This is a genomic window from Thalassospira xianhensis MCCC 1A02616, assembly GCF_003326475.1.
Classification (GTDB): Bacteria; Pseudomonadota; Alphaproteobacteria; order Rhodospirillales; family Thalassospiraceae; genus Thalassospira; species Thalassospira xianhensis.
The window spans coordinates 63527-84470 of record NZ_JPWA01000008.1; the positions used below are offsets into that span (position 1 = coordinate 63527).

Consider the following 20944-nt stretch of genomic DNA (forward strand, 5'->3'; position numbering starts at 1 on the left):
CGACATCCCAGTGGAAACTATGTGATAGAGTTTGTTGCGGATGACCACACGCAGACCGGAGCCGAGCTGTGGTGAATAGATGGCTCGGATGAGCTTTGGTGTACGTATCCACCATGCGCCGTCAAACCGCCTTGACCAATTTGAGTTGGATCTAGTTGCTGGACGACAAAGGTACGACATGACCGCTGCTGGTATAGTGACTTCGCTGTATCGTGATGCCCCTGAAGGGTTTGGTCATTGCCAAATGACGGTACAATGGCAAAATCGGGGTCGAGCGCGACAAAATTTCCAATCTGTGTTTTGTCACAAAAATCCAGACAAATTGCGACCGTCAATATGCCGAATGGGCATTCCAGCAAAAGAAGCGACTGCCCTTTAATAATGTCCTCGTCGTCAGAGACATATCGGAACGGCAAGCGTTTATTGTACGTGATGGGTGCGATGGACTCACCATGCAGTACGACAGACTTATTCGTAAAGCTGCCATTCTCGGGATGGTGCCATGACCCGGCGATCACGACTGGGGCCTGCTGTTCTAGCGGCAATCTCGCCAGTATTGTTTGAATAAGCGTAATTGAGTCCGGGTCGATTGTCAGCTCCGGGAAAACCAGTAAATGGCATTCCTGAGCCACTGCACTACGGATCGCGTCCTCAATCTGCTGATTTTTGTCTTTGGCGTCGGCTGTTACTACGCAGAATCCTGTTTGCGTTTTTTTAGTGCCGAGTGTGAAGTTATCAAATGTGCATCCCGCGAAGCGGATAGGGTTTTCGATGTCAAATTCCCGAAGATCAGACGGACGAATGCATTCTACTGACACGGTTAAATCATCAATCACAGCGGGTACGATGCGAAGACCTGTGAGGACACCTTTTTCAAAAGTTGGTTTACTTCCTGCACCTGGCTTCCATGCCCCTCGACGCCTGCTTCTGAATACATGAAAGCCGCACTCGTTATCACCCAGTTCAACGGTTACTACTGGAACCTTTGTTTCCTTCCTTATACCGTCATGACGCCTGAGATATGCACCCTCAAATCGGCCGATAGCACTACAAATTGACTCAAAGAGGCGTGCATCTGACTTTCTTCGCAACGCACTCAATTTGCTGTCATCCAACGTGAGGAATTCGTCGGCCATGATTTCTTCAATTTCGGAGTGCGTTGGGTCGTAGCGGCCAGCAACCGAGCTAAACCCTCTCTTGAGTGTCGTCGATGCCTGGTTTGCGGCGTCCCACAGAATGACCAGGGCTTTCTCAATGATGTCGTCATCATGTGATCGTTCATCCTGAGCAACTTGGCTAAGCCCCATCAAAGCACGAAGGTGTTTGTCTATTCTGAGCTTCCAGTGACTTAAGGCGGTCATATTCTTTCTCTTCTCAAGTCGCAGAAGCCCGCGACTATCTCCCCGATAGATAATTCAAAAATCAAACTACCTAACGTTTCAGAAGATGTCTATTTTTCAGTGCTAAGTCACTGAGAACGTCCTTTGAAGGATGCCACCTGATAAGGTAGGCTCGTCACGATACGCTCAGGGAGCGTCGGCGCTGTTAAATAGTGAACGAAGAAAATGGAGCTATAGTTTCCATGAAACCCGGGTTTTCTTATTCCTGTCTAAACACACATGCCGTAGCCTACGGCCGGTTTACTCAGCCATTCATTAATGAACTGGCCACCTTTCTGTCAGGAAAGCGAGTACTGGAGATCTGTGCTGGAAACGGGTACTTCGCAGCACTCCTTTCAGAGCAGGGCGTCTCCATAACGCCCACTTCCCTGTTTTCGGGCCATGACGGCCATGGCGAACGCATGTACTGCCCCGTGGAAGAGCTTGATGCTGAGATGGCCGTCGACTTGCATGGGGATGCTCACGATGTGCTGCTATGCTCGTGGCCAACAACCAATAACGCAATGGTTCGCGCCGCAACAAAATGGGGAGCCGACCGAGATATCGTGTTTATTGGCGAGTTTACCGATTACACCAAGGGACACCTTGGTGGCTGCGCCACTGACGACTTCTTCGCCAACATCGATGTGATTTCTGATTTCTCGAGTTACGAGGCAAGGCTCATAGAAAGAGCCATCGTCGTGCGGTGGCGGGACGCTGCTCATACTAATTGACGGGACGGAAGCGATCGTATGCTGCGCGCGCATTCTTGAATTCTGACGCGCTTTCAAGCGCTTCCCCAGCTAACACCCTGCCACCACTGAGAGTTTCCACATACGCACCGCCAACAGGATGCCGCTTGTTAATCAATAGGGCCATGGACTCTCTCTCTCCTAATGTTGAACGATGTAGCGGCAAAGATACCGCGGATGACAATGTCAACATTTATTGAGGGGTGCCTGGATGCCAAAGTATGAGTAGGTTTGGCGGAAACACTCAGAACGGCTGTGGAGAGCTCCCCTGCTCGGAAATGTGCGTCACCTTGTTGTATAGCGCCGGGTCTGCTGACCAAACCTCTTTGACGATGAAGTGCGTACTATCAGCCCATCCTTTTGCGGTTAAAACCGCGTCATCACTCAATATGTCAGACTGGGACAGATTGAACGGGTCATCAAAAGTGCCGTGAATGCACTCCCCTGCACAATTTTCAATCCGGAACCCGACCAGCCGAATGGCTTCGCGTGCTTCGCATTCAGCCTGGAAGGCCGAAAAGTCGAAATCTGCGAAATTCTCTACAGTTTTTTCAAGGAACCGGTGCCAAACAGAAACGACCTGTCCGCCGCCGTCCACAATCACAAGGTCGTCATCACCGTCAACAGCGAACACCCGTTCCCCGTCAACAATACCGGAGACATTTGCCATTTGAACCACTCTGCGCTGGGCAGACCTCAGATCCGGGTAAGAACCGTCAATATACTTGGGCGCGCCATCTACAAACACGACGACCTTGAAGTCAAACTTACGCATCTGCTCTCTCCTTAAGTCAAGCCAATTTTACTTTAACAACGGATGGCCATCGAGTGGTTCTCCATCTTGAAACATCCAATAGCAAACCACAATCGCTTAATTAGGCGTCAAAAATATTCACACCGACATTGGAGGGTGCTAGAAGCGATGTTAACAACCAAAACGATCAGGCTCGGGGGATACAAATGCGCATTGAATCAGCTTCTGCTAAAGGCCCCCACAAGAGGGAAGTTGCGGCTCTCACCAAGCTGGAAGCGGCTTTTCCAAACGATTGGTATGGATACTCTTCGCTTTGGATGCGCAGGACGGCCAAATCCTCCGAAATGCGTGAGATTGACGTTATAATTATTACTCACGACCGGATTATCATTGCCGATTTGAAAGACTGGTATGGGCGCATAGAGAACCGTGGAGGATTTTGGTATCAGGAAGGTAAATATCGCGGTGGGTCAGATTGCGACAAAATAGCCGAAAATGCTCGATGCATGGTGTCCCATCTTACGAACTACATGAACAAGATACCTCCGAAACTATGGGATGGCCCTCGTCCGACGATTCAGCCATTCGTCGTCTTCACTAATAAAAACGTTGATATTTCAGGTCTGAGTGATGCTGACAAAGCGCATGCAATATTGCTCGATGATTTTTTGAAGCTTGCTGGTCGCTCAGCCTACAATCAGTTCTTCCAGCATGACTCCGACTACTTTTCCCGAAAGTTCAAGAAAACGCCACTTTGTGACAAATCCAGAAAGAACGTTCTTTCCAAGTTCTTCAAGGTGGATGGTTCAAGTCCGTTTCTTCCCGCTCAAATGCTATATGGCGAGGTCTATAAAGCGGACGGGGACCCGATTTTCTTTCCTCAAGGGCAAGTTTATCAAGACTATCGGGCGACCTCCAATGAGGATCGGAACAATACAGCAATGCTTCGTCTGTGGGACTACTCGAAGCTGGAAACGAGTGGTGGTGCCGAAGAAACACGTCGACCTCTCGTCCAGCGTGAGAGCCGCGCGCTTGCTTTCATTCAGGACCGTGATGCAGAATTCTATGGTCACACAGCGGTCAAAAGCATGATGCGCGACACTGAGTATTCCATTCGATACTGGGAACTCTTTGACCTTTCGAGAAATGCGCGGACCCTTCTTCAGCATGCCCGGGCACGCGGTGAAAATATCTCATTCGAGAAGCGCATCGAACATGCCAAGTTTCTCATTAGCGCCATTGCAGACTTACACCAAATCAAAGTGGCCCACCGCGATATTGGCCCCCACTGCGTCTGGATTGAAGGCAACACACTAAAGCTTTCTCACTTCGGCGTCGCCCAATTCCCTGACCCAGATACACAGACACTTTCAAACCGTCGCATAGACATGATGGGCACTAACGCCAAGCTTCCAGAAGATTTCTTTGGAGAAAAGTCTACCGCGTTTGCAAAAGATGTCTTCCTGACAGCATCACTGGTATGGGAGTTATTAACGGGGGTTCCATTGCGCAAAGAAGAGAACGTACCCGTTCTCGACGACAGTAGTGCTTTTCCGCCAGAGATTTCCGAAGACCTCACTTTATGGTTCAAGAAAGCCTTGAGCCCGGTGCCTGAAGACCGTTTTCAGGATGGTCTGGAAATGTTGGCGGACTTTGTTCGGAAAACACAGAGCTTCAAGAATGAGCCCTTTTCCTATGCTGAGGAATTCGTCGCTCATAAGCAAAACATTTTCCCAATGGCATCATATCCACCAAACAGCGGTCCATGGATATCGATGACACCGCCTTTCATTTGGCGACACCAACCGGCAGAAGACGCGCCCGCGCTAATCGTGAAATACTGGCCCGCCAACGGTTTAAGCGACGCATCCGTTAGCGAGTTCCTCTATCGGGCGCAGAAGCTGGCGGCACTTGATTTGAGCTGTGTCCAGAAAATCATCAATTTTGGCATTGCAAGCGACAACACCCTCTTCCTCGTTACAGAAGAAGTCTCCGAGTGCACTGTGTTTGATGAAAGAGCGTTGTCGGAGCTGAACCGGTCTGAGTTGTTGTCATTTTGCCAGAAGCTGCTGGCCGCGGTGGATGCACTGCATGCCAACGACCTGTTCCACGGTGATATCAAACCGGAAAATATTCTGCTCTCAAATCAGCTTGATTCCCGGTATCCGGTTTTAATCGACATTCCTGATTACTCCTCTAGTGGCGCTCAGGATCTCGGAACGGCACGTTACACGCCGACCACTGGAGACGGTAGTCCGCTCTCAAGGGACAGGTTTGCGATCTGCCAATGCGTGGAGGATATCCTAGTCTGGGTCGAGACAGGCACGTCAGATGCTCTTTCTTCAGCCGATATCCAGTCTCTCCGAGAAGCTATAGCGACTATTACCGAGGGCTCTCCGGCCAACCACACGCTGCACCCTGTGAAACAAGCTATAGAGCGGCTTCTTCATCCAAATCGGCAACCGGTCAGTGCAACACACGTCCTAGAATACCATATTGAGTCGCCCTATTTGCATGAGCAAGGAGAGCTCTATGCCGACAATCAGCAGTATGCCATTTTCATTGAGGAAGACACCAAGCGGAACCGGGTCCGGTTTCAGATTGCGGGTGCAGCCCAGACAGCTGTAATCGAGATATCCATCAAGGACTGGAGCCTGGAATACATCTCCTGCAACGATGCCGAAACGAAAACACTCCGGTTCGTGTGGGGGAAAGCCCAACATAAACTGACAGCCGGTATCTCCTTCGGAAAAGGCCGGTCTCATTCAATTGGGGCGTTGAAAGGGGAGCTCAAGAATGCTTACGAGCAATTTAAGGAGAACTCTGCGTCAAAAGACGCTGCTACGGTAACCCGCGCGCAAGAAACATCTGACGAGGAAGACGATCTGCAAGCGATAGTCGCGGCGCCAGATGCACCTCGCTGGTCAATCATTGAATTGTGGCGCGCGACCATCGAGGCAGAGGAGGAACTGACACAGGAAATCACCGTCACGCTTCCACCGCGCAAAGATGGTGACGCTTTTATTGTCTCTTATGAAACTCCCGATGGGCAACCGGCTCTTGATTTTGAGCCAGATGACCGATTGGAATTGTTATCTGGTACCACGACGGTCGGAATAGTGGATTCCCGCAGCATTAGCTCTTCCCGGCAGTCGACAACAATGAAGGTTTGGAAGCCGCGCCGACAGTTTGGAGACATCCGGATTGCGCCACAGCGCACCTACAAGATCGTCTCGACGAAAGCGATGCAAAACCTTCGGCGCCGCAGGGACGCACTGAATGCGATAATCGACGACAATTGCCTCATTCACAATCTGGTGGATTACTTTGCCCCGGCTACGTCAAAACTGCCCGTGGTGATGGGAGGCGATGTCACCAATACAGATATCGAACGCTATCGTTTAAACAAGCAACAGGTGTCAGCTTTCAAGAACCTGTGGAAATATGGCCCAATCGGGCTGCTACAAGGCCCTCCGGGCACAGGCAAAACGCACTTCATTGCAAGCTTTTGCCATTACGCCCTGACAAAAGGCGGGGCTAGGAATGTTCTGATATTGAGCCAGGCCAACGAAGCAACGAACCATGCGGTTGAAAAGATCATGGACCTTGGTGCGATGTATGGCGGGGACATAGAAATCATTCGTGTCGGCAATATGGATAAGGTTTCCGACCGATTAGTCGACCTGCACTCTAATCATCTGCAAGACAGCTACCGTCAGCAGTTCAAAGCTGAAATGCTCGAGCGAGTTCTTCTGCTATCACGGCGTCTCGGGTTGGAGCCAGAGTTCGTCCGGCAGTATTATGCTCTCTCCATTCGATTTACGGACCTTATCGAACAGATTATTGATGGAGCCCCGGAAGACATCAGTGAAGCGTTCTCAGAACGACGTAAACGGAACCTGATGCAGGCATATGCGGTTGAAGCCCCCGCATGGCTTGACGGAAAAACAGTTGAACCGGAAATGTTCTTGTATACGGCGAAGGATATCCTCCTAGACAAATACGGGATCAACAATCTTGATGCCGTGCGCCAGCTCGACTTCCTCATCCGAATATCGCGCCGCTGGATGAACGTTCTGGCAAGCAAGAACGGGTCACTTGAGAACTTCTTCGTTCGCAGCCGGTCTGTTGTCAGCGGAACATGTGTTGGCATTGGCCATCAGAAAATCGGCCTTTCCCAGATGCAGTTCGACCTGGTTATCATCGATGAGGCCGCGCGCTGCACGGCGGGAGAGTTGGCTGTCGGTTTAAAAGTGGCAAAGCGTGCTCTTCTGGTTGGCGATCACAAGCAATTGGCTCCGATGTATAACTTCAAGGTGGTCAATGATGTGAATAGTCGGGTAGCCGGGATTGAAAGGGCGGACGTTCTCAGGTCAGACTTCGAACGGATTTTTGAATCTGGGTACGGGAAGGCTATTGGACAGACGCTCACTGAGCAGTATCGGATGGCTGATGATATCGCCAAGATGGTTTCCGACGAGTTTTACCCAGGGGCCAAGCTGGTGAGCGGCCGAGGCCCGGTTCCGCCCCACTATGATGGATTACCTGTTCCGTTTCACGAGCAGTTGGTCTGGGTCGATACGTCAGATATGGCAGGCAGCCAAGCCTATGAGCAGAAATCCGGCACCAGTTACAACAACAGGTACGAAGCTGACGTGATTGTTCATCTGCTTGAAACACTGGCATCTCAGCAGACGCTTATCGACGGATTTGGAGAGTTCATTCGCGCAGGAGAGCCGACGATAGGCGTAATCTGCACCTATGCGGCACAGGCAGCTCTTGTAAGGCAGCGCATGATGCTCAAGGAATGGCCGGAAGGTTTTGAGCAGATGGTGAAAGTCGACACCGTTGATAGTTATCAGGGGAAGGACAATGAGATCATCATCTTGTCGCTGACGCGTCGCAACAAGAAGGGGATTGTAGGGCATGTCGCTAACCTGAACCGGATTAACGTCGCACTGTCGCGCGCGAAAAACAGACTGGTTGTCGTCGGATGCCGGGACATCTTCTCCAAAGAATGGGCTGAAAATCCCCTGAGCGGTATCGCCAGAAAAGTGGTGAGCCCGACATACAAGGAAGCACACATGATTCCTTCGAAAAAATTGGGGGCTCGTTGAGAAATGGCAAAGGAAACCAACCACAACGAAATCGTTGTCGACACCTTCGAGTACCTTCTACCGGCGCGCAACTTCAAGATTATAGCCGCCGTTACCAAAGAGCGATTGATTCCTCTTACGATGGAATACAGTCTCTTGGTTCTGCATACGCTGAAATGGGCGACGGCAGAAGACCTTCAGTCATATTTCGGGCTATCGAAGAAAGAAACAGGCGTCCTCCTGCATGACCTCATGATGGCTGGGTACGTGAGTGAAGAAGACGGTGGGCTGGCACTTACACAGAGTGGGCAATCTCTGTTTCGCGAGAGCGATGGTGACCCCATAATCACGGAAGTTGCCGAGCTTGATAAACTGGTCACATTCGACCTTCTGTCGGTCTCTCTGCCATTGGGGAACTCCCCTGGCTATCGACAAAAGTTTGCGCCCTACATGCGGACAATTGACGAACTTTCAGCAGACAAAGAGATAGCATCGAATGCCATAGACCATGTGCGTGCTTCGTTCCAGGAAGAGACATTCCGTGAATTCAACGACAAATTTGGGGATGGTCGGGCAACGACACTCTATTCAATCGACTATGTCGAGCCTCTGGATGTTCTCAGCCTGCCAATGAGCATCCCCATCAAGGCAAGCATCAACGGTGAAGTCATCGTTGAGCCAGACTTCACTGATCTTCTTGAAGCCGGGCGCGTGGGGCGTTCACGAGAGCCTATCATTGTAGCCATCATGCAAAAGCTCAGAAGCTATAGGTGGCCGCGCGACAGTCAGGATGCTTTTGCCTGGCTGGCCAGCTGTGACCATCAGCTCCTGTCACAGTTCATGACTTCCACTTCGTTTGATTTGGAAGCCTGCATTTCCTTCATCTTGTCCGGCCGAAAAAGTGCTCTCGCAGTCGATGGCGTTACCGAATTCTTCATAGGGTCTTCGACCAGTGACGGGTTTATGAAAGCTTATGATGCGGTGGAGAAGTCACTATCGCTTACGGCCAATGATCGCCTGATTTGGGTTGCTCCAGATTACCCGTTATGGGGCAAGGGAGAACAGTTTGATGCGACGGCTCGGAAGCTCAGAGAAGGCGATGGCGAAGCCGCCTTTGCAATAGCGTTGAAGGGGGAGTATCCACCGGATCACATATCTGAAGGCAAAAAACTCACCAAAAGGTACAAAGACCGCCGGGATACGTTGCTTTTCGACGAAATGGTGCTCTTTCCACTGGATAGCATTGCAGGAAGCCTTGAAATCATCCTGCGCCCCGGGAAGTTTGCTGCCGTCATCGTCTACGTTGCCCATACAGACCCGGACCGCCTGCCTGTACCGGTTGGTTTCATCACCGCAGATGCGTCGGTTGTACATGATGTTCACGCTGCATTGTCAGACAGTCTGGTGCATCGCGATAAATGGACGTCCGTTTTTCCAAATGGAAAGGGGGTGAACATTCTATATGACAAAGTTCATTCAATTCCCAAGCCGGAGAAGCCTCGCGCTGAAGAATGAAAGGATTACCGTTTGTGTTGACAAAGATAAAACATGGGGCTAGTTTTCTATCTCATGTTTGATTAAATTCTAGGCAGTTTTGTCGTGTTGAAAACTTAAATCGCGCCTTTACAAAGACTTAACCTTAAGGGTCTTCCCCACGTACGTGGGGGTACACCTCAACCTTTCGCCAGTCAAGTCCACGTCAAGGGGTCTTCCCCACGTACGTGGGGGTACACCGTGGACCGAAAAGCGTTAGAGAAGTGGGCTATGGTCTTCCCCGTGCATACGGGAGTACACCGCCGGGAGAGGCCGCATCACTGCGCTTTAGGGCGTCTTCCCCATGCATGTGGGGGTACACCTTGGCAAAGCCCCAGCGCACCAACCGGCGAAACGTCTTCCCCACGTGCGTGGGGGTACGCCTCATTGATTGAATGGATACTTCCCAGCGTTTTGGTCTTCCCCGCGGGCGGGGGGTACACCCGAGCAAGCGGAATTCACCAGATTCCGATGCTTGCCTTCCCCGTGCATGCGGGGGTGCACCGGCACAAGTTTGCGCGTGGATAGGTCGCAAATTGTCTTCCTCGTAATTACGGGGATGCTCCTTACCATACGAACAATAGTTTGTGTGGTAAGGAGTACACCAAAGAACATCGTAAGGTCTTCCCCACGAATTTGGGGGTGCTCCTTTGGAGATGTGATTATGTCGACTGGAAAGTCTGCCTTCCCTGCGCTTGTGGGGGTGTTCCTATCAGACCTGAAGAGACTCCGGCTTCCCAGGTATTTCCCCATATGCGTGGGGGTTCACCACAGATTGCGGACGCGGGCAACGCATCGGCTGCGTCTTCCCCACGTGCCTGGGGACAAATGCTATTTCGACACACGTTTGCAAGCCGAGGTGTCACTATAACGGGAAGCCGTAGCATGCGGCCGTGGACGCACTTAGGAGAGCGCTGAGAGATGGCAACAGAAGATGAACCGGTTCTGACGACCGATTATGGTTCGTATTTCACATTCAAGTCAGAGAACATTAGCCCTTCCTATCGGGTTGTCTTTTGGGGGCCGGGGCGCGATGCAAAGCCTGAGCTTTCTGATTGCCACTGTATCGGTGTTGTTCATCAATCGCTTCAGGCAGATCGCGAAAGGGCGGCGAGACACAAAGGGATATCGGTTTCGGAGCTGACGCAAGAGATGCTCGTTCGCAGTGAATTGGAATTGGCGGCGCAGAGGCATGACATCAATGTTGACTACAGTGTCAGGAAGGCTATTTCCGAACAGAATTCGGGTCCAATCCTTGAGTATCTGCAAGAACAGATAAATGCTGAAATTGTGTCTCCTTGGGAAGCAAGCGATCTAGACCCGGAGTACAAACAACTCGTAGAAAGCTATCTCGAGACTTCCCTTCGGGTATCTGACCCTTTCCAGGCGGCATACCGTTTTCAACGGAGCTTCGAAACTATCCCCATGAATATTCGTCTGGTTCATTTCATGAGCGAGCTCATAGAAAGGGTTGCGGTTGCCCAAGCATCAGTACCAGACGATGTTATCAAGGCATGCGCTGCGAACATTGAGAATGAGTTGAGTGCAGGTTCGCCATCACTGAGAGGCTATTTGGCGGCACTTCGAGACAAGCAGTCGGGACCGGCGTCACCCACCCCTTAAGGACGTCGCGAAACGCCTTTAGGGTGACACAGGGCTGGTCGATGAATTCCCACCGCGATAGATAACCTCTCCATTGCGGTGGCGGATTAGTTGCTTGTCAGACAGCCAGTATTCCCTTTCGCCACTCTCCTCGCGGACGAAGATATCGCTCCCCTGGATCTCAACCACCACCGCTGGAACCCAATTGTCGAAGGCCCTTCTGTCGTGCGAGAAACCGGAGAACCGAACATCAACTTCATCTCCCTGGTTCAGTTCACGGTGAGCAGACGAACGAACATATACATCGCTAAAGGCATTCCCCGACAATTCAAAGCCGACGCCAATTTCATGCTCGCCTTCCAATTCCGCCATTTTGGTACACCATGACCTTTTGATTTCTGGCATATCGCGCTCTCCACCTATGGGACGCATTCGTTCGCGACGACGCCCCCTGTCATCAGATACCTGCTGAGTACGTCGGCACATAGCAAGCATCAAGAAGGAATGGCAATTCCCTTTCCCGAAGCAGATCACTTCAACCGATTTTCAGGTTTCAGCATCAATTCGATTAACGCCATCTGGCTGGCTGTAATATGGTGTTCTTCAAGGAAATGTCGTCTCGTTGCATCCGGGACCACCTGACAAAATCGCAACATGTGTTCTGACCAAACCTTCTGTAAAGCCCCGCTTTGCAGGGTCGCAACAATTGTCAGAACATCGATCTCCAGGTCCTCGGATTTGTTTACAACCAACAGAACCTCTTTGTCGGTTGGCGACAGCTTTGCTCGGCGCGCTCGCGGAAGCCGCTGACTTGCGGGCCGAGTTTCTATGGTTTCTTTGCCTGTCACCTGAAGACCCTCCAACATATTGTTCTCGCCTACCCTAGTGCCTTCGTATCTTCTCGTCCATTCACTTCGCAAATTTGGGCCGCAGTCAACGAGAAGATCTTTTCCTTGGATATGCTCGGAAGCCCAGAAACATCTTCATTTTCGGAGGCGCAGCGGCACAGAAAGCAAAATTTTTGTTTTCCTTACAATTTTCCTTTGACTCGTGTTAAACATTTGTGTGATACAGGGCTTGATTTAAGGAAAACTGATCATGTTTCCTTTAATCCCCGAAGACATTAAGGAAAACGTGATGCCGCGTTCGATGATCGAAACCCCCGCCTCTGCGCTTTTTACAGAAGCGATAGTGCCCGTATGTGGCAAAGCGGATGCAAACGGCGTTCACCACCTGGCACATCATATGGCGGATGTGGCCGCTTGTTTTCAGGAGATTATCCGTCTTCGCGTGTTTAGCCAGATTCTCGATGCTGTCGCGGGACGTCCGTTAACCGCCACAGACCATGAGCGTTTGGCCGTGGCTGCCTTCCTGCATGATATCGGAAAGATATGTCCCGGGTTCCAGCGAAAACTGTGGGCCTATTTGCCGATGCCTTGTTTCAACCTCGCCAAAGCCCCAGTGTCTGGCCATATCAGGGAAGGTGTCGCGATTGTCGGAGGGGCGCTGAACCACAAACTGTCTGAGAACCTGCAAATTCTTCGTATGCAGGATTGGGGCATATCCTTCAGTGGCATCCTGCTTTCTTCCCTGTCGCATCATGGCGCACCGGTGGCTGCTAACGACCACTATTCGCCCGATTGGTCACCGATAAATGAAGTTGGGTATGACCCGCTTCATGCCGCCCGTGACTTAGGGGTGGCGGTACAGCAGTGGTTTCCTCTCGCATTTGAAGATGGTGGAGACGACCTCCCGGAAAATGCAGAATTTCAGCACTTTGTAGCAGGCCTCATTCAGCTGAGTGATTGGCTTGGGTCGATGAAGGACTATTTCGCGTTCCGACCGGATTTTGAGCCAGATTATTCCCGGCGCGCACGGTCCATCGCAAAACGCTTGATTCGTGATGTGGGACTTGATGTTGCACACCTGGCCGAGAAACTTTCTCCCCGACTGAAGTTTGAAGACGTGTTTGAGGGCAGGCTCCCGCGACCGGTTCAACAGCTTATCGGGACAGTCCCTCTTGATGAACAGGTGGTCATCCTGGAGTCCGAGACAGGTTCGGGAAAAACCGAAGCCGCGCTGTGGCGCTGGTTCCTTCTGTTTATGGCCGGGAAGGTTGACAGCCTGTACTTCGCATTGCCGACACGTGCGGCCGCGCGGCAGTTGCACGGGCGCATCCACCGCATGATGAAAGCTCTGTTTGGCGACGACGCACCTCAAACGGTTCTCGCGGTGCCCGGATACCTGAAAGCCGGTGATGTTGAAGGTGTCGCTCTTCCGGATTTCAAGACCCGTTGGGATGACGACGGGCATAGTGATGAAAAAATGCGTCGTGGTCGCTGGGCAGCGGAGAATTGCAAACGCTTCCTCGCGGCGACCATCGCGGTGGGGACTGTCGACCAATTGATGCTGGGTGGTATGCGCGTCCAGCACGCTCACCTTCGAATGTCATCGGCCGCCCGGTCCTTTGTCGTCATCGACGAGGTGCACGCCTCCGACCCTTATATGACGGAAATCATCGCTCATTTCATAAGCTTGCATACGAAGCTAGGCGGCCACTCCATGCTTATGTCTGCAACCCTCGGGTCGGCCGCCCGGATGCGGTGGTTGACCGGGACGCGCCGGAATGACCAACGTCCCGACGCCCAATCTGCCGTATCCGCCGCCTTCCCGGCTATCTGGACCAGGCATTCTTCCGTTCCGTATTCGGTTCCTGCCGAAAGCTGGCAGCTTCCGGGCAAGAGCGTGAAGATGGTGCTGGCGGAAGACTGGACGTCGGACACTGCTGTCAACTACGCACTCGGTGCCGCAATGAAGGGCGCGCGCGTGCTTGTCATCAGGAACACGGTATCGGCTGCCACAGATACATGGTTGAAAGCGGTCGAGCGCGGGTATGGGAATTTACTCCTGCAAGTGGCCGGGGCACCAGCGTTGCATCACAGCAGGTTCGCTCCCGAAGACCGTCAGCTTTTGGATTTGGCCGTCGAAGAAGCACTGTCACCTATTCGGACACCTGGGCACGGATTAATCGTCATTGGGACCCAAACCCTTGAGCAAAGCCTCGACATCGATGCCGATTATCTCGTGACGGACCTCGTTCCATCTGATGTTCTTTTGCAGCGTATTGGTCGCCTTCACCGGCATGATATCGGTCGACCTGAAGGTTTTGAGCAGCCGGTTTGCGTCGTGATGGTGCCGTCAGATGGCCTTGACCAGTTTACCGCACCGGCAATGGAAAATGGACTGGGCGCGACAAAGAAATGGGAAGGTGTCTATCTCAACCTTCATGCATGCGAGCTAACCCGTCGTCTCATTGCGGACCTCCCTGTATGGGAGCTGCCACGCATGAACCGGGAACTGGTCGAGAGAACCACACATCAATCATTCATAGACGCTCTTTCAGAAGAACTCGGTAGCTCATGGCGGTCCTATCAAGCTGGGTATGACGGCGTAGGAATGGCAACCGCTCAAGCTGGTAAGCATGTCCTGCTCGACAGCAGCAAAGACTTCTTTGTCACCCCGCCTCTCCCGCAAGACGGGGATGCCATTCGCACCCGGTTGGGCGCGGACGGTGCGCGTATCCAGTTTGATGCTCCCTATTCAGGCCCCTTTGGGCAAGACGTACACAGCGTGACCCTTCCGTCCTACTGGTCTGGCACCATTCACAGCAACACGCCGGTCACTCCAATCGCAGAGCGCGGTGGGCTTTCATTTGAAATCGCAGGTGTTTCATTTCGGTACATGAGAACCGGTCTGAGAAAGGAATCCTCATGAATTCACTAAGGTACAACCTCTTGACTGAATCGCTATTCAGCGTCGTGCCGGGAGGTCAATTAACCCTGCCCGGGTTGATGGCGGCACTGTCTCGTAACGAAGTCACAAGTTTCCGTGCCCTTAGGGCGCATCAGGAACCAGCGTGGCACATGTTCCTTGTGCAGTTGGGTGCATTGGCTCTCCACCGTGCGGATAAGCTATCCTGTCCTGAAAGTGAGCAGGAATGGCTGGACGCGCTGCGCGGTCTCACCAAGCTTTATCCGGATGACGCCCCCTGGTGCCTGACCAACATGGATGTTCAAGGCCCGGCTTTCATGCAAGCGCCAACACCGACAGGTGAAGGCCTCTGGAGCAGCGATCGTCAGCGGGATTATGCCCCTGATTCACTGGATGTCCTTATTACCTCGCGGAACCACGATTTGAAGCAGGCCGTCGCCTTCAATGCACCGCCAGAGGATTGGGTGTATGCGCTGATTTCGGCCCAGACAAATGAAGGCGCTGTAGGGCGGGGCAACTTGTCCATTTCCCGAATGAACGGCGGCTTCTCCTCCCGCACACTCGTCAGCCTTGCTCCGATGACTGGATCATCAAAGGCTACTGATCCAATGCCGGGCGCATGGTTCAGGCGTAATATTGAAGTGCTTTTGGGAACCCGAGAAATCGTCCTTGAAGGCTCCGCAATCGAGTTTCCGCCAAATGGTGGAATTTGCCTGACCTGGCTTCCGATGTGGGACGGAGAAAAACAGCTCGAGGTTACTGAGCTCGACATCTGGTTTATCGAAATCTCACGCCGCTATCGGCTCGGGGTTGCTGGCTCCCAGATATTTGCCGTGCGGGAAGGATCGAGCAAAACGCGCATCAATGCCAAGGAATTCAAAGGGTCCTTGGAAGACCCGTTCATGCCGATCAATATCACCGAGAACAAAGCATTCCATTTGCACTCGGAAAACTTCCCAAGCGCGTTTTCCTACAACCGTGTCGTAGACCTTCTATTCTCGGGAAACTGGGAACTGCCTGTACTGGCCAGACTTGCGCCAACCGACGCGCAAGATGAAACCTATCTCATGGTTATGGCGGCTCTGGCGCGCGGCCAGTGCAAAACTGATGGCTTCCACAAAAGGTGTCTCCCGATTAGTGGGCGTATTGTTCGCGCGTTTGGGCCACGCCAGAAAGAACTGCATGAAATCGCATCGTCCATGGTCGCCGAAATCGGGAACTTCAAATTTGCTCTCAAAGCAAGTCTTGCAGTTCTGGCCGAGGACGGGAAAACAACCAAAGCCTCCCTTGATGAAATGAAACGGATCGATAGCCGGGCTGCCCGGTTCATTCGTGACTTCGAACGGATGGCCGACGAGATTTTCTTCCCGGAACTTTGGTTGCGTTTCGAAGCTGAGCCGGATGCAGCAAATGAAGCGCGCGCCGTATTCGTGCGCAAGCTTCATACCAAGGCGACAGAAGCTTTCAAAATGGCTCTGATGACGGTCCCCGGACTTTCGTCAATGCGGCATCGCGCGCAAGCCAGGGCAACTGCTTCATTCAGAAGGATTGTTGCCTCAAAGCATCCGGAGCTTCTTTCACAAAGATTTCCCCAAGATACCGGGAAAACACCACCGCAAATCGAAGGTGACCAATCATGACGCTGACTGACATTATCCCCAAGCTTGCGAGCCACCTTGGAGGCCTTCCGCTTGGCGACCTCGCTGAATTACGCCGCCAGCAGGTTAAAGGGCCTGGCGCTCCGGCATTCTGGCGCCTCGCTTCTCAATATGGCTTCCTGCACCAGCCGGTCGAGCCGTGGGTGGCGATTACCAAAATCATGGCAATCCTAACCCCGCGGGCCGCTCAGGGGGATGCAGGTTCGCTGCATTCCAGAAGCTATCCGCTTGGGCGGGCGCTTTGCGACGGTGGCCAGTCAGGATGGGTTTCGGGCGCAAATGCAATGCCCGTTTTCTCAGAGGCGCGATTGGCCAGACTTATCGCCCTCCCCTTCAACCGTCGTGCCGAAGGGCTGGAGCGGGCGGTACGAATGATTGCCAACAAACGGGACAAGAACATCGGTATCGACTGCTTCGATATCGCCAACCTGCTCCTGTCTGACGACCCTTCTCACATTCAAAAGCTTTCCAAAGCCTATTACGGGCGTCTTGACGCCGCCACCAACCCGAAAGGTAACTGAGCCATGACCATTTCTCCCCGTTTCCTCCAGATCCATGGGCTTCACACGTATACCGCAGCCTTGATTAACCGCGACGATACCGGTCTTGCGAAAAAGATGCTTTATGGCGGAACCATGCGCACGCGCATTTCATCGCAGTGCCTGAAGCGCCACTGGCGCGTTGCAGAAAACGACCCGCATGCCCTTCAAAATGTCGCCGGTTTTGTTGACTCGGTTCGTTCGCGCGAGCTGGTCACTCACTTGGTTATCGCTCCCCTGCGAAGTGAGTTTGACAGTGCTATCATTGATGCAATCGAGCCCGAGTTCCAGAAGCTGGTCTATGGCGACAAAGCTGATAAAGGTAAGAAAAGCCGCCAGACACTGCTGCTGGGCGAACCGGAACTCAAATTCCTCGCAGAGAATGCTGCTCGCATCGCAGGCGAAGCTACTGACGCGAATTCGGCGGCTGCCTTGGTCAAGGACTGGGTGAAGGGCGTCAATTACAAAGCTATGGCTGCAAACGCCTCAGCACCCGCCGGTGTGCCAGCAGCAATGTTCGGCCGCATGGTTACATCAGACCCAAAGGCAAACATCGACGCACCGGTGCACGTTGCTCATGCATTCACAGTACATGGCGAAGAAACCGAAGGTGACTACTTCACTGCCGTCGACGACCTCGCCAGTGATAGCGAAAGTGGAACAGGTGCGGATACCGTGCAGGAAACCGAAGTCAACAGCGGTCTGTTCTACAGCTATGAAGTCATTGACCTGCCGGGACTGATTGCAAACTGCGGTGGCGATAAGGAACTTGCTTCCCGACTGGTTCACAATCTCATCTACCTGATTGCCGAAGTGTCCCCAGGTGCCAAGAAAGGCTCCACTGCCCCTTACTCCCGCGCCGACTTGCTTCTGGTTGAAACCGGTGACCGTGCGCCGCGTTCTCTGGCTGAAGCTTACCGGAAGGCAGTTCCGCATGATCGCGAAGTGGCCGTCCGCGCGCTCGACATGCATCTGACCGCTTTGGACGAAACTTATGCAACTGGTGAAGAGCGACGCCTGCTTTCGCTCAGCCCGGAAACCGTCGGTGGCATGTCCCGGTCGTCGCTCAAAGATGTGGCCGAGTGGGCCGCAGCCCGTGTCCTGGAGGCACCGGATGTCTAATCTGGCCACTTACAACTGGCTGGTCATCACCCTGAAAGCACCGCTGATTTCTTTCGGCGGTGCTGCGGTGGACCAAAAAGGCGTCATCCGTGACTTCCCTGCCAGTTCAATGATTACTGGGCTGATCGCCAACGCACTTGGATGGAAGCGCACCGACACTGCAAACTTGCAAGCCTTGCAGGATAGTCTTGTGTTCGCGACACGACTGGAACAGTCGACAAGCAATCCAGTCTTGACCGACACCCAGAATGTCAAACTGTCAAAGTCTGATAAAGGCTGGACAACGCGCGGCATTGTGGAGATGTGCACAAGTGGCAATACCGACGCACCCCACCGTCGCTTCCGGGATTTTCATCAGGACCTGAACGCAATCGTTGCTCTTCGGTTCGACGACGCGAATTTGCCAGATCTCGCTGATGTGGCAAGCGCTCTGGATACTCCATGTCGTCCGCTTTTCATCGGACGGAAAACATGCCTGCCGACCGGACCTATCCGCTATGGGGAACTGATCTCTGCTCCAAGCGCCTATGAGGCTATTGCAAGCATCCCGACGTCCGTCGTTAATGATGCAGGCGTTCCCTGCCAGTTGCGAGCCCTGTGGCCCGTCAATAATGGTCCGAGTGAGGGGCCCAACGTTCATAAGGTTCACAACCTTCCCGATACACGCAACTGGCAAAGCCGCCTCCATGGCGGGTCTCGCCTGGTTGTGGAAGGCTACGTATCACCTCCCAAAATCACCACCGGAGACATTACCAATGTCTGATTATTCCATGATTCACCTTCCGTTCGACCCCGTCGCCTTTCAGGTTTGGCGGGGTGAGCGCGGCTATCACAATGATGAAGGCCAGGCACTGCATCACCTCCTCTCCGAAACTTTCGGAAAAGGCGTTCTCCAGCCATTTCGAGTGATGAAGGCAACCGGTGCGAAGACTTCTTCCCTGTATGCCTATTCCACAAAGACGATTGATGATCTGCGCGCCACCGCAGCGGAAACCGGGATGCCGAACGCACTCGCAGTTTGTGCGCCTGAGCGCATTCAGATGAAGGGAATGCCATCTGCATGGAAAGAGGGCAAGCGTTACGCCTTCGATGTCCGCCTGCGACCGGTTCGTCGTCTTGCCAAAGATATTGGCGGATACAAAAAAGGTGCCGAAGTCGATGCATACCAGGTTGCATGTTTGAATGCCAGGTATAGCGCCGTTTGCGAGCCTATTGGCACGCGTGAAGACGTCTATCTTGAATGGCTGCAAGAGCGCCTTATGGGCGCTGCGACGGTCGACACCGGCACCATGAAGCGTTTCCAGATGCATAAGGCTTCACGTAAAGGTCGGTCAATCAATGGACCGGACATCACTTTCCACGGTGAGTTGACCGTGACCGACCCGGTTGCGTTTGCAGAATTGCTACGAGGTGGTGTTGGACGCCATAAGGCCTACGGCTTTGGCATGATGCTTCTGCGTCCGGTCAAAGACTGAGCAAATGTTGAAAGGTCGGCTTGGTATCAACAAGGTGTCTATCCCGTATAGGGATAGACACGGCCTCCTTTGGTTAGACTTCGGTCGGCTGGAGGTCGTCTCCGGCTGCCTGAGCTTTGTGGCAGCCTCTGGTAGCGAGCTTGAGGAAGGGCGGTACCAGATTCCGCATCAAACAATATCAATGTTTTTACTCGGGCCTGGAACATCAATCACCCATGATGCTCTTAGGATTATTTGTCATCATGGATGCGGAGTGGCAGCAATAGGGAGCGGTGGCGTTCGCTTCTATACTTCACCGCCGCAATTTTCAAAAAGCTCTGACATTGCTCGAAGTCATGCACAACTCTGGTCGGACCCCGTCTCTAGAATTAGAGTTGCCAGGCAGATGTATGCGATGCGGTTTGGAGAAATTGTCCGAACTCAGGATTTGGACGTGCTGCGAGGAATGGAAGGGGTAAGAGTCAAAGTCGCCTATCGACTTGCTGCTGAGCGTTATGGGATTGAATGGCGAGGGAGGCGCTATGACCGGCACAACCCAGCAAGTGCTGACATGCCAAATCAAGCGATTAATTTTGCATCCTCCATTTTGCGTTCTGCCGCCAGCATAGCGGTTTCAGCAACAGGGGCCATTCCCCAGCTAGGCTTTATTCATGAGGACGCAGGTGATTCCTTCATTTTGGATATGTCAGACCTATATCGGCAGGATGCTCTCCTCGATATTGCCTTTGGCACTGTTGCAACTCTTTCACCTGGTGATTCGCTAGAAAAGAAAGTGCGCAACCGGGCCGCTGCGTACTTAAGAGAGCACGATATTATTCCACAAATGATTGATAATATTAAGAAGTTTATGACATTAGAAACCGGGGCAACCTAATGATCACAATCGTAGTTCGCACGTTAGAGCCAAGATTTCACGGGTTTCTTTCATCAATTATGTTGGAAGTTTCTCAGGGCGTATTCGTGCAGCCATCAATGTCATCTAGCATCCGCGATACTGTGTGGCAAACTTTAGCCGATTGGTATGAAGAGACACGCAACGGATCAATCCTAATGTTTTGGCCCTCACGTAAACAAAACGGAAAACTTATGATACGAACTCTTGGAGAACCCAGTCGGGAGGTTGTAGATTTTGACGGTTTACTTCTGATTAAAAAATAGGCAAATTTGAAATTTCTATTGACACAATCAATTGTTTTCAATTAGTTACTAGCAAGGGTCTTCCCCACGCACGTGGGGGTACACCGGTTACGACCTTCGCCAGAT

The 20944-nt window shown here is 52.5% G+C and carries 16 protein-coding genes; 12 read left to right on the plus strand and 4 right to left on the minus strand.

The window, feature by feature from the left end:
- Positions 1 to 17: 17 nt before the first annotated feature.
- Positions 18 to 1361: a carbon-nitrogen hydrolase family protein gene (locus tag TH5_RS08665; RefSeq protein ID WP_114121519.1), complete on the minus strand. Its 1344-nt coding sequence runs from the start codon at positions 1359 to 1361 to the stop codon at positions 18 to 20.
- A gap of 221 nt (positions 1362 to 1582) precedes the next feature.
- Between TH5_RS08665 and TH5_RS08670 the strand changes: the two genes are divergently transcribed.
- Positions 1583 to 2113 (plus strand): hypothetical protein, encoded by a 531-nt coding sequence (locus TH5_RS08670; RefSeq protein WP_114121520.1) that lies wholly within the window; start codon positions 1583 to 1585, stop codon positions 2111 to 2113.
- Positions 2114 to 2375: 262 nt separating this feature from the next.
- Here the strand turns inward: TH5_RS08670 and TH5_RS08675 are convergent, their stop codons facing one another.
- Positions 2376 to 2906 (minus strand): hypothetical protein, encoded by a 531-nt coding sequence (locus TH5_RS08675; RefSeq protein WP_114121521.1) that lies wholly within the window; start codon positions 2904 to 2906, stop codon positions 2376 to 2378.
- Positions 2907 to 3091: 185 nt separating this feature from the next.
- Between TH5_RS08675 and TH5_RS08680 the strand changes: the two genes are divergently transcribed.
- The 3 genes from TH5_RS08680 (at position 3092) to TH5_RS08695 (ending at position 11137) form a co-directional block, all read left to right on the plus strand.
- The gene (locus tag TH5_RS08680; RefSeq protein ID WP_147250072.1) at positions 3092 to 8002 is read left to right on the plus strand and encodes an AAA domain-containing protein; all 4911 of its coding nucleotides are present in this window, start codon (positions 3092 to 3094) and stop codon (positions 8000 to 8002) included.
- A 3-nt stretch (positions 8003 to 8005) separates the two neighbouring features.
- On the plus strand, positions 8006 to 9496 hold the full coding sequence (locus tag TH5_RS08685) for a hypothetical protein (protein WP_114121523.1): 1491 nt from the start codon (positions 8006 to 8008) through the stop codon (positions 9494 to 9496).
- Between the two features lie 939 nt (positions 9497 to 10435).
- On the plus strand, positions 10436 to 11137 hold the full coding sequence (locus TH5_RS08695; protein WP_114121525.1) for a hypothetical protein: 702 nt from the start codon (positions 10436 to 10438) through the stop codon (positions 11135 to 11137).
- A gap of 18 nt (positions 11138 to 11155) precedes the next feature.
- Here TH5_RS08695 and TH5_RS08700 read toward each other — a convergent pair whose 3' ends face one another.
- Positions 11156 to 11521 carry a hypothetical protein gene (locus TH5_RS08700; protein ID WP_147250073.1) on the minus strand — a complete coding sequence of 122 codons (366 nt, stop codon included), beginning with the start codon at positions 11519 to 11521 and terminating at the stop codon, positions 11156 to 11158.
- Positions 11522 to 11646: 125 nt separating this feature from the next.
- Positions 11647 to 11964 carry a hypothetical protein gene (locus TH5_RS08705; RefSeq protein WP_147250074.1) on the minus strand — a complete coding sequence of 106 codons (318 nt, stop codon included), beginning with the start codon at positions 11962 to 11964 and terminating at the stop codon, positions 11647 to 11649.
- Positions 11965 to 12214: 250 nt separating this feature from the next.
- Here TH5_RS08705 and cas3 point away from each other — a divergent pair, with 250 nt between their 5' ends.
- From cas3 to cas2e, 8 genes are read left to right on the plus strand one after another with little or no spacing between them, the layout of a single operon-like run.
- Positions 12215 to 14890: a CRISPR-associated helicase Cas3' gene (gene cas3, locus TH5_RS08710; protein WP_114121528.1), complete on the plus strand. Its 2676-nt coding sequence runs from the start codon at positions 12215 to 12217 to the stop codon at positions 14888 to 14890.
- A 20-nt stretch (positions 14891 to 14910) separates the two neighbouring features.
- Positions 14911 to 16527 (plus strand): CRISPR-associated protein Cse1, encoded by a 1617-nt coding sequence (locus TH5_RS08715; RefSeq protein WP_208638424.1) that lies wholly within the window; start codon positions 14911 to 14913, stop codon positions 16525 to 16527.
- The gene (locus TH5_RS08720; RefSeq protein ID WP_114121529.1) at positions 16524 to 17066 is read left to right on the plus strand and encodes a hypothetical protein; all 543 of its coding nucleotides are present in this window, start codon (positions 16524 to 16526) and stop codon (positions 17064 to 17066) included. The genes TH5_RS08715 and TH5_RS08720 overlap by 4 nt, the downstream gene beginning before the upstream one ends.
- Before the next feature lie 3 nt (positions 17067 to 17069).
- Positions 17070 to 18206, plus strand: coding sequence for a type I-E CRISPR-associated protein Cas7/Cse4/CasC (gene cas7e, locus TH5_RS08725; RefSeq protein WP_114121530.1), 1137 nt, complete (start codon positions 17070 to 17072; stop codon positions 18204 to 18206).
- Positions 18199 to 18969, plus strand: a complete 771-nt coding sequence (gene cas5e, locus TH5_RS08730) for a type I-E CRISPR-associated protein Cas5/CasD (protein WP_208638425.1) — start codon at positions 18199 to 18201, stop codon at positions 18967 to 18969. Before cas7e ends, cas5e begins: the two co-directional genes overlap by 8 nt.
- The gene (cas6e, locus tag TH5_RS08735) at positions 18962 to 19681 is read left to right on the plus strand and encodes a type I-E CRISPR-associated protein Cas6/Cse3/CasE (RefSeq protein ID WP_114121531.1); all 720 of its coding nucleotides are present in this window, start codon (positions 18962 to 18964) and stop codon (positions 19679 to 19681) included. Before cas5e ends, cas6e begins: the two co-directional genes overlap by 8 nt.
- Before the next feature lie 4 nt (positions 19682 to 19685).
- Positions 19686 to 20555, plus strand: a complete 870-nt coding sequence (gene cas1e, locus TH5_RS08740; RefSeq protein WP_114121532.1) for a type I-E CRISPR-associated endonuclease Cas1e — start codon at positions 19686 to 19688, stop codon at positions 20553 to 20555.
- Positions 20555 to 20839 carry a type I-E CRISPR-associated endoribonuclease Cas2e gene (cas2e, locus tag TH5_RS26145; protein ID WP_114121533.1) on the plus strand — a complete coding sequence of 95 codons (285 nt, stop codon included), beginning with the start codon at positions 20555 to 20557 and terminating at the stop codon, positions 20837 to 20839. Before cas1e ends, cas2e begins: the two co-directional genes overlap by 1 nt.
- Positions 20840 to 20944: the final 105 nt, after the last annotated feature.

Bases quoted from the DNA above. Each gene is read 5' to 3' on its own strand.
- TH5_RS08665 (WP_114121519.1), bottom strand. From the start codon at position 1,361: ATGACCGCCTTAAGTCACTGGAAGCTCAGAATAGACAAACACCTTCGT.
- TH5_RS08670 (WP_114121520.1), top strand. From the start codon at position 1,583: ATGAAACCCGGGTTTTCTTATTCCTGTCTAAACACACATGCCGTAGCC.
- TH5_RS08675 (WP_114121521.1), bottom strand. From the start codon at position 2,906: ATGCGTAAGTTTGACTTCAAGGTCGTCGTGTTTGTAGATGGCGCGCCC.
- TH5_RS08680 (WP_147250072.1), top strand. From the start codon at position 3,092: ATGCGCATTGAATCAGCTTCTGCTAAAGGCCCCCACAAGAGGGAAGTT.
- TH5_RS08685 (WP_114121523.1), top strand. From the start codon at position 8,006: ATGGCAAAGGAAACCAACCACAACGAAATCGTTGTCGACACCTTCGAG.
- TH5_RS08695 (WP_114121525.1), top strand. From the start codon at position 10,436: ATGGCAACAGAAGATGAACCGGTTCTGACGACCGATTATGGTTCGTAT.
- TH5_RS08700 (WP_147250073.1), bottom strand. From the start codon at position 11,521: ATGCCAGAAATCAAAAGGTCATGGTGTACCAAAATGGCGGAATTGGAA.
- cas3 (WP_114121528.1), top strand. From the start codon at position 12,215: ATGTTTCCTTTAATCCCCGAAGACATTAAGGAAAACGTGATGCCGCGT.
- TH5_RS08720 (WP_114121529.1), top strand. From the start codon at position 16,524: ATGACGCTGACTGACATTATCCCCAAGCTTGCGAGCCACCTTGGAGGC.
- cas7e (WP_114121530.1), top strand. From the start codon at position 17,070: ATGACCATTTCTCCCCGTTTCCTCCAGATCCATGGGCTTCACACGTAT.
- cas5e (WP_208638425.1), top strand. From the start codon at position 18,199: ATGTCTAATCTGGCCACTTACAACTGGCTGGTCATCACCCTGAAAGCA.
- cas6e (WP_114121531.1), top strand. From the start codon at position 18,962: ATGTCTGATTATTCCATGATTCACCTTCCGTTCGACCCCGTCGCCTTT.
- cas1e (WP_114121532.1), top strand. From the start codon at position 19,686: ATGTTGAAAGGTCGGCTTGGTATCAACAAGGTGTCTATCCCGTATAGG.
- cas2e (WP_114121533.1), top strand. From the start codon at position 20,555: ATGATCACAATCGTAGTTCGCACGTTAGAGCCAAGATTTCACGGGTTT.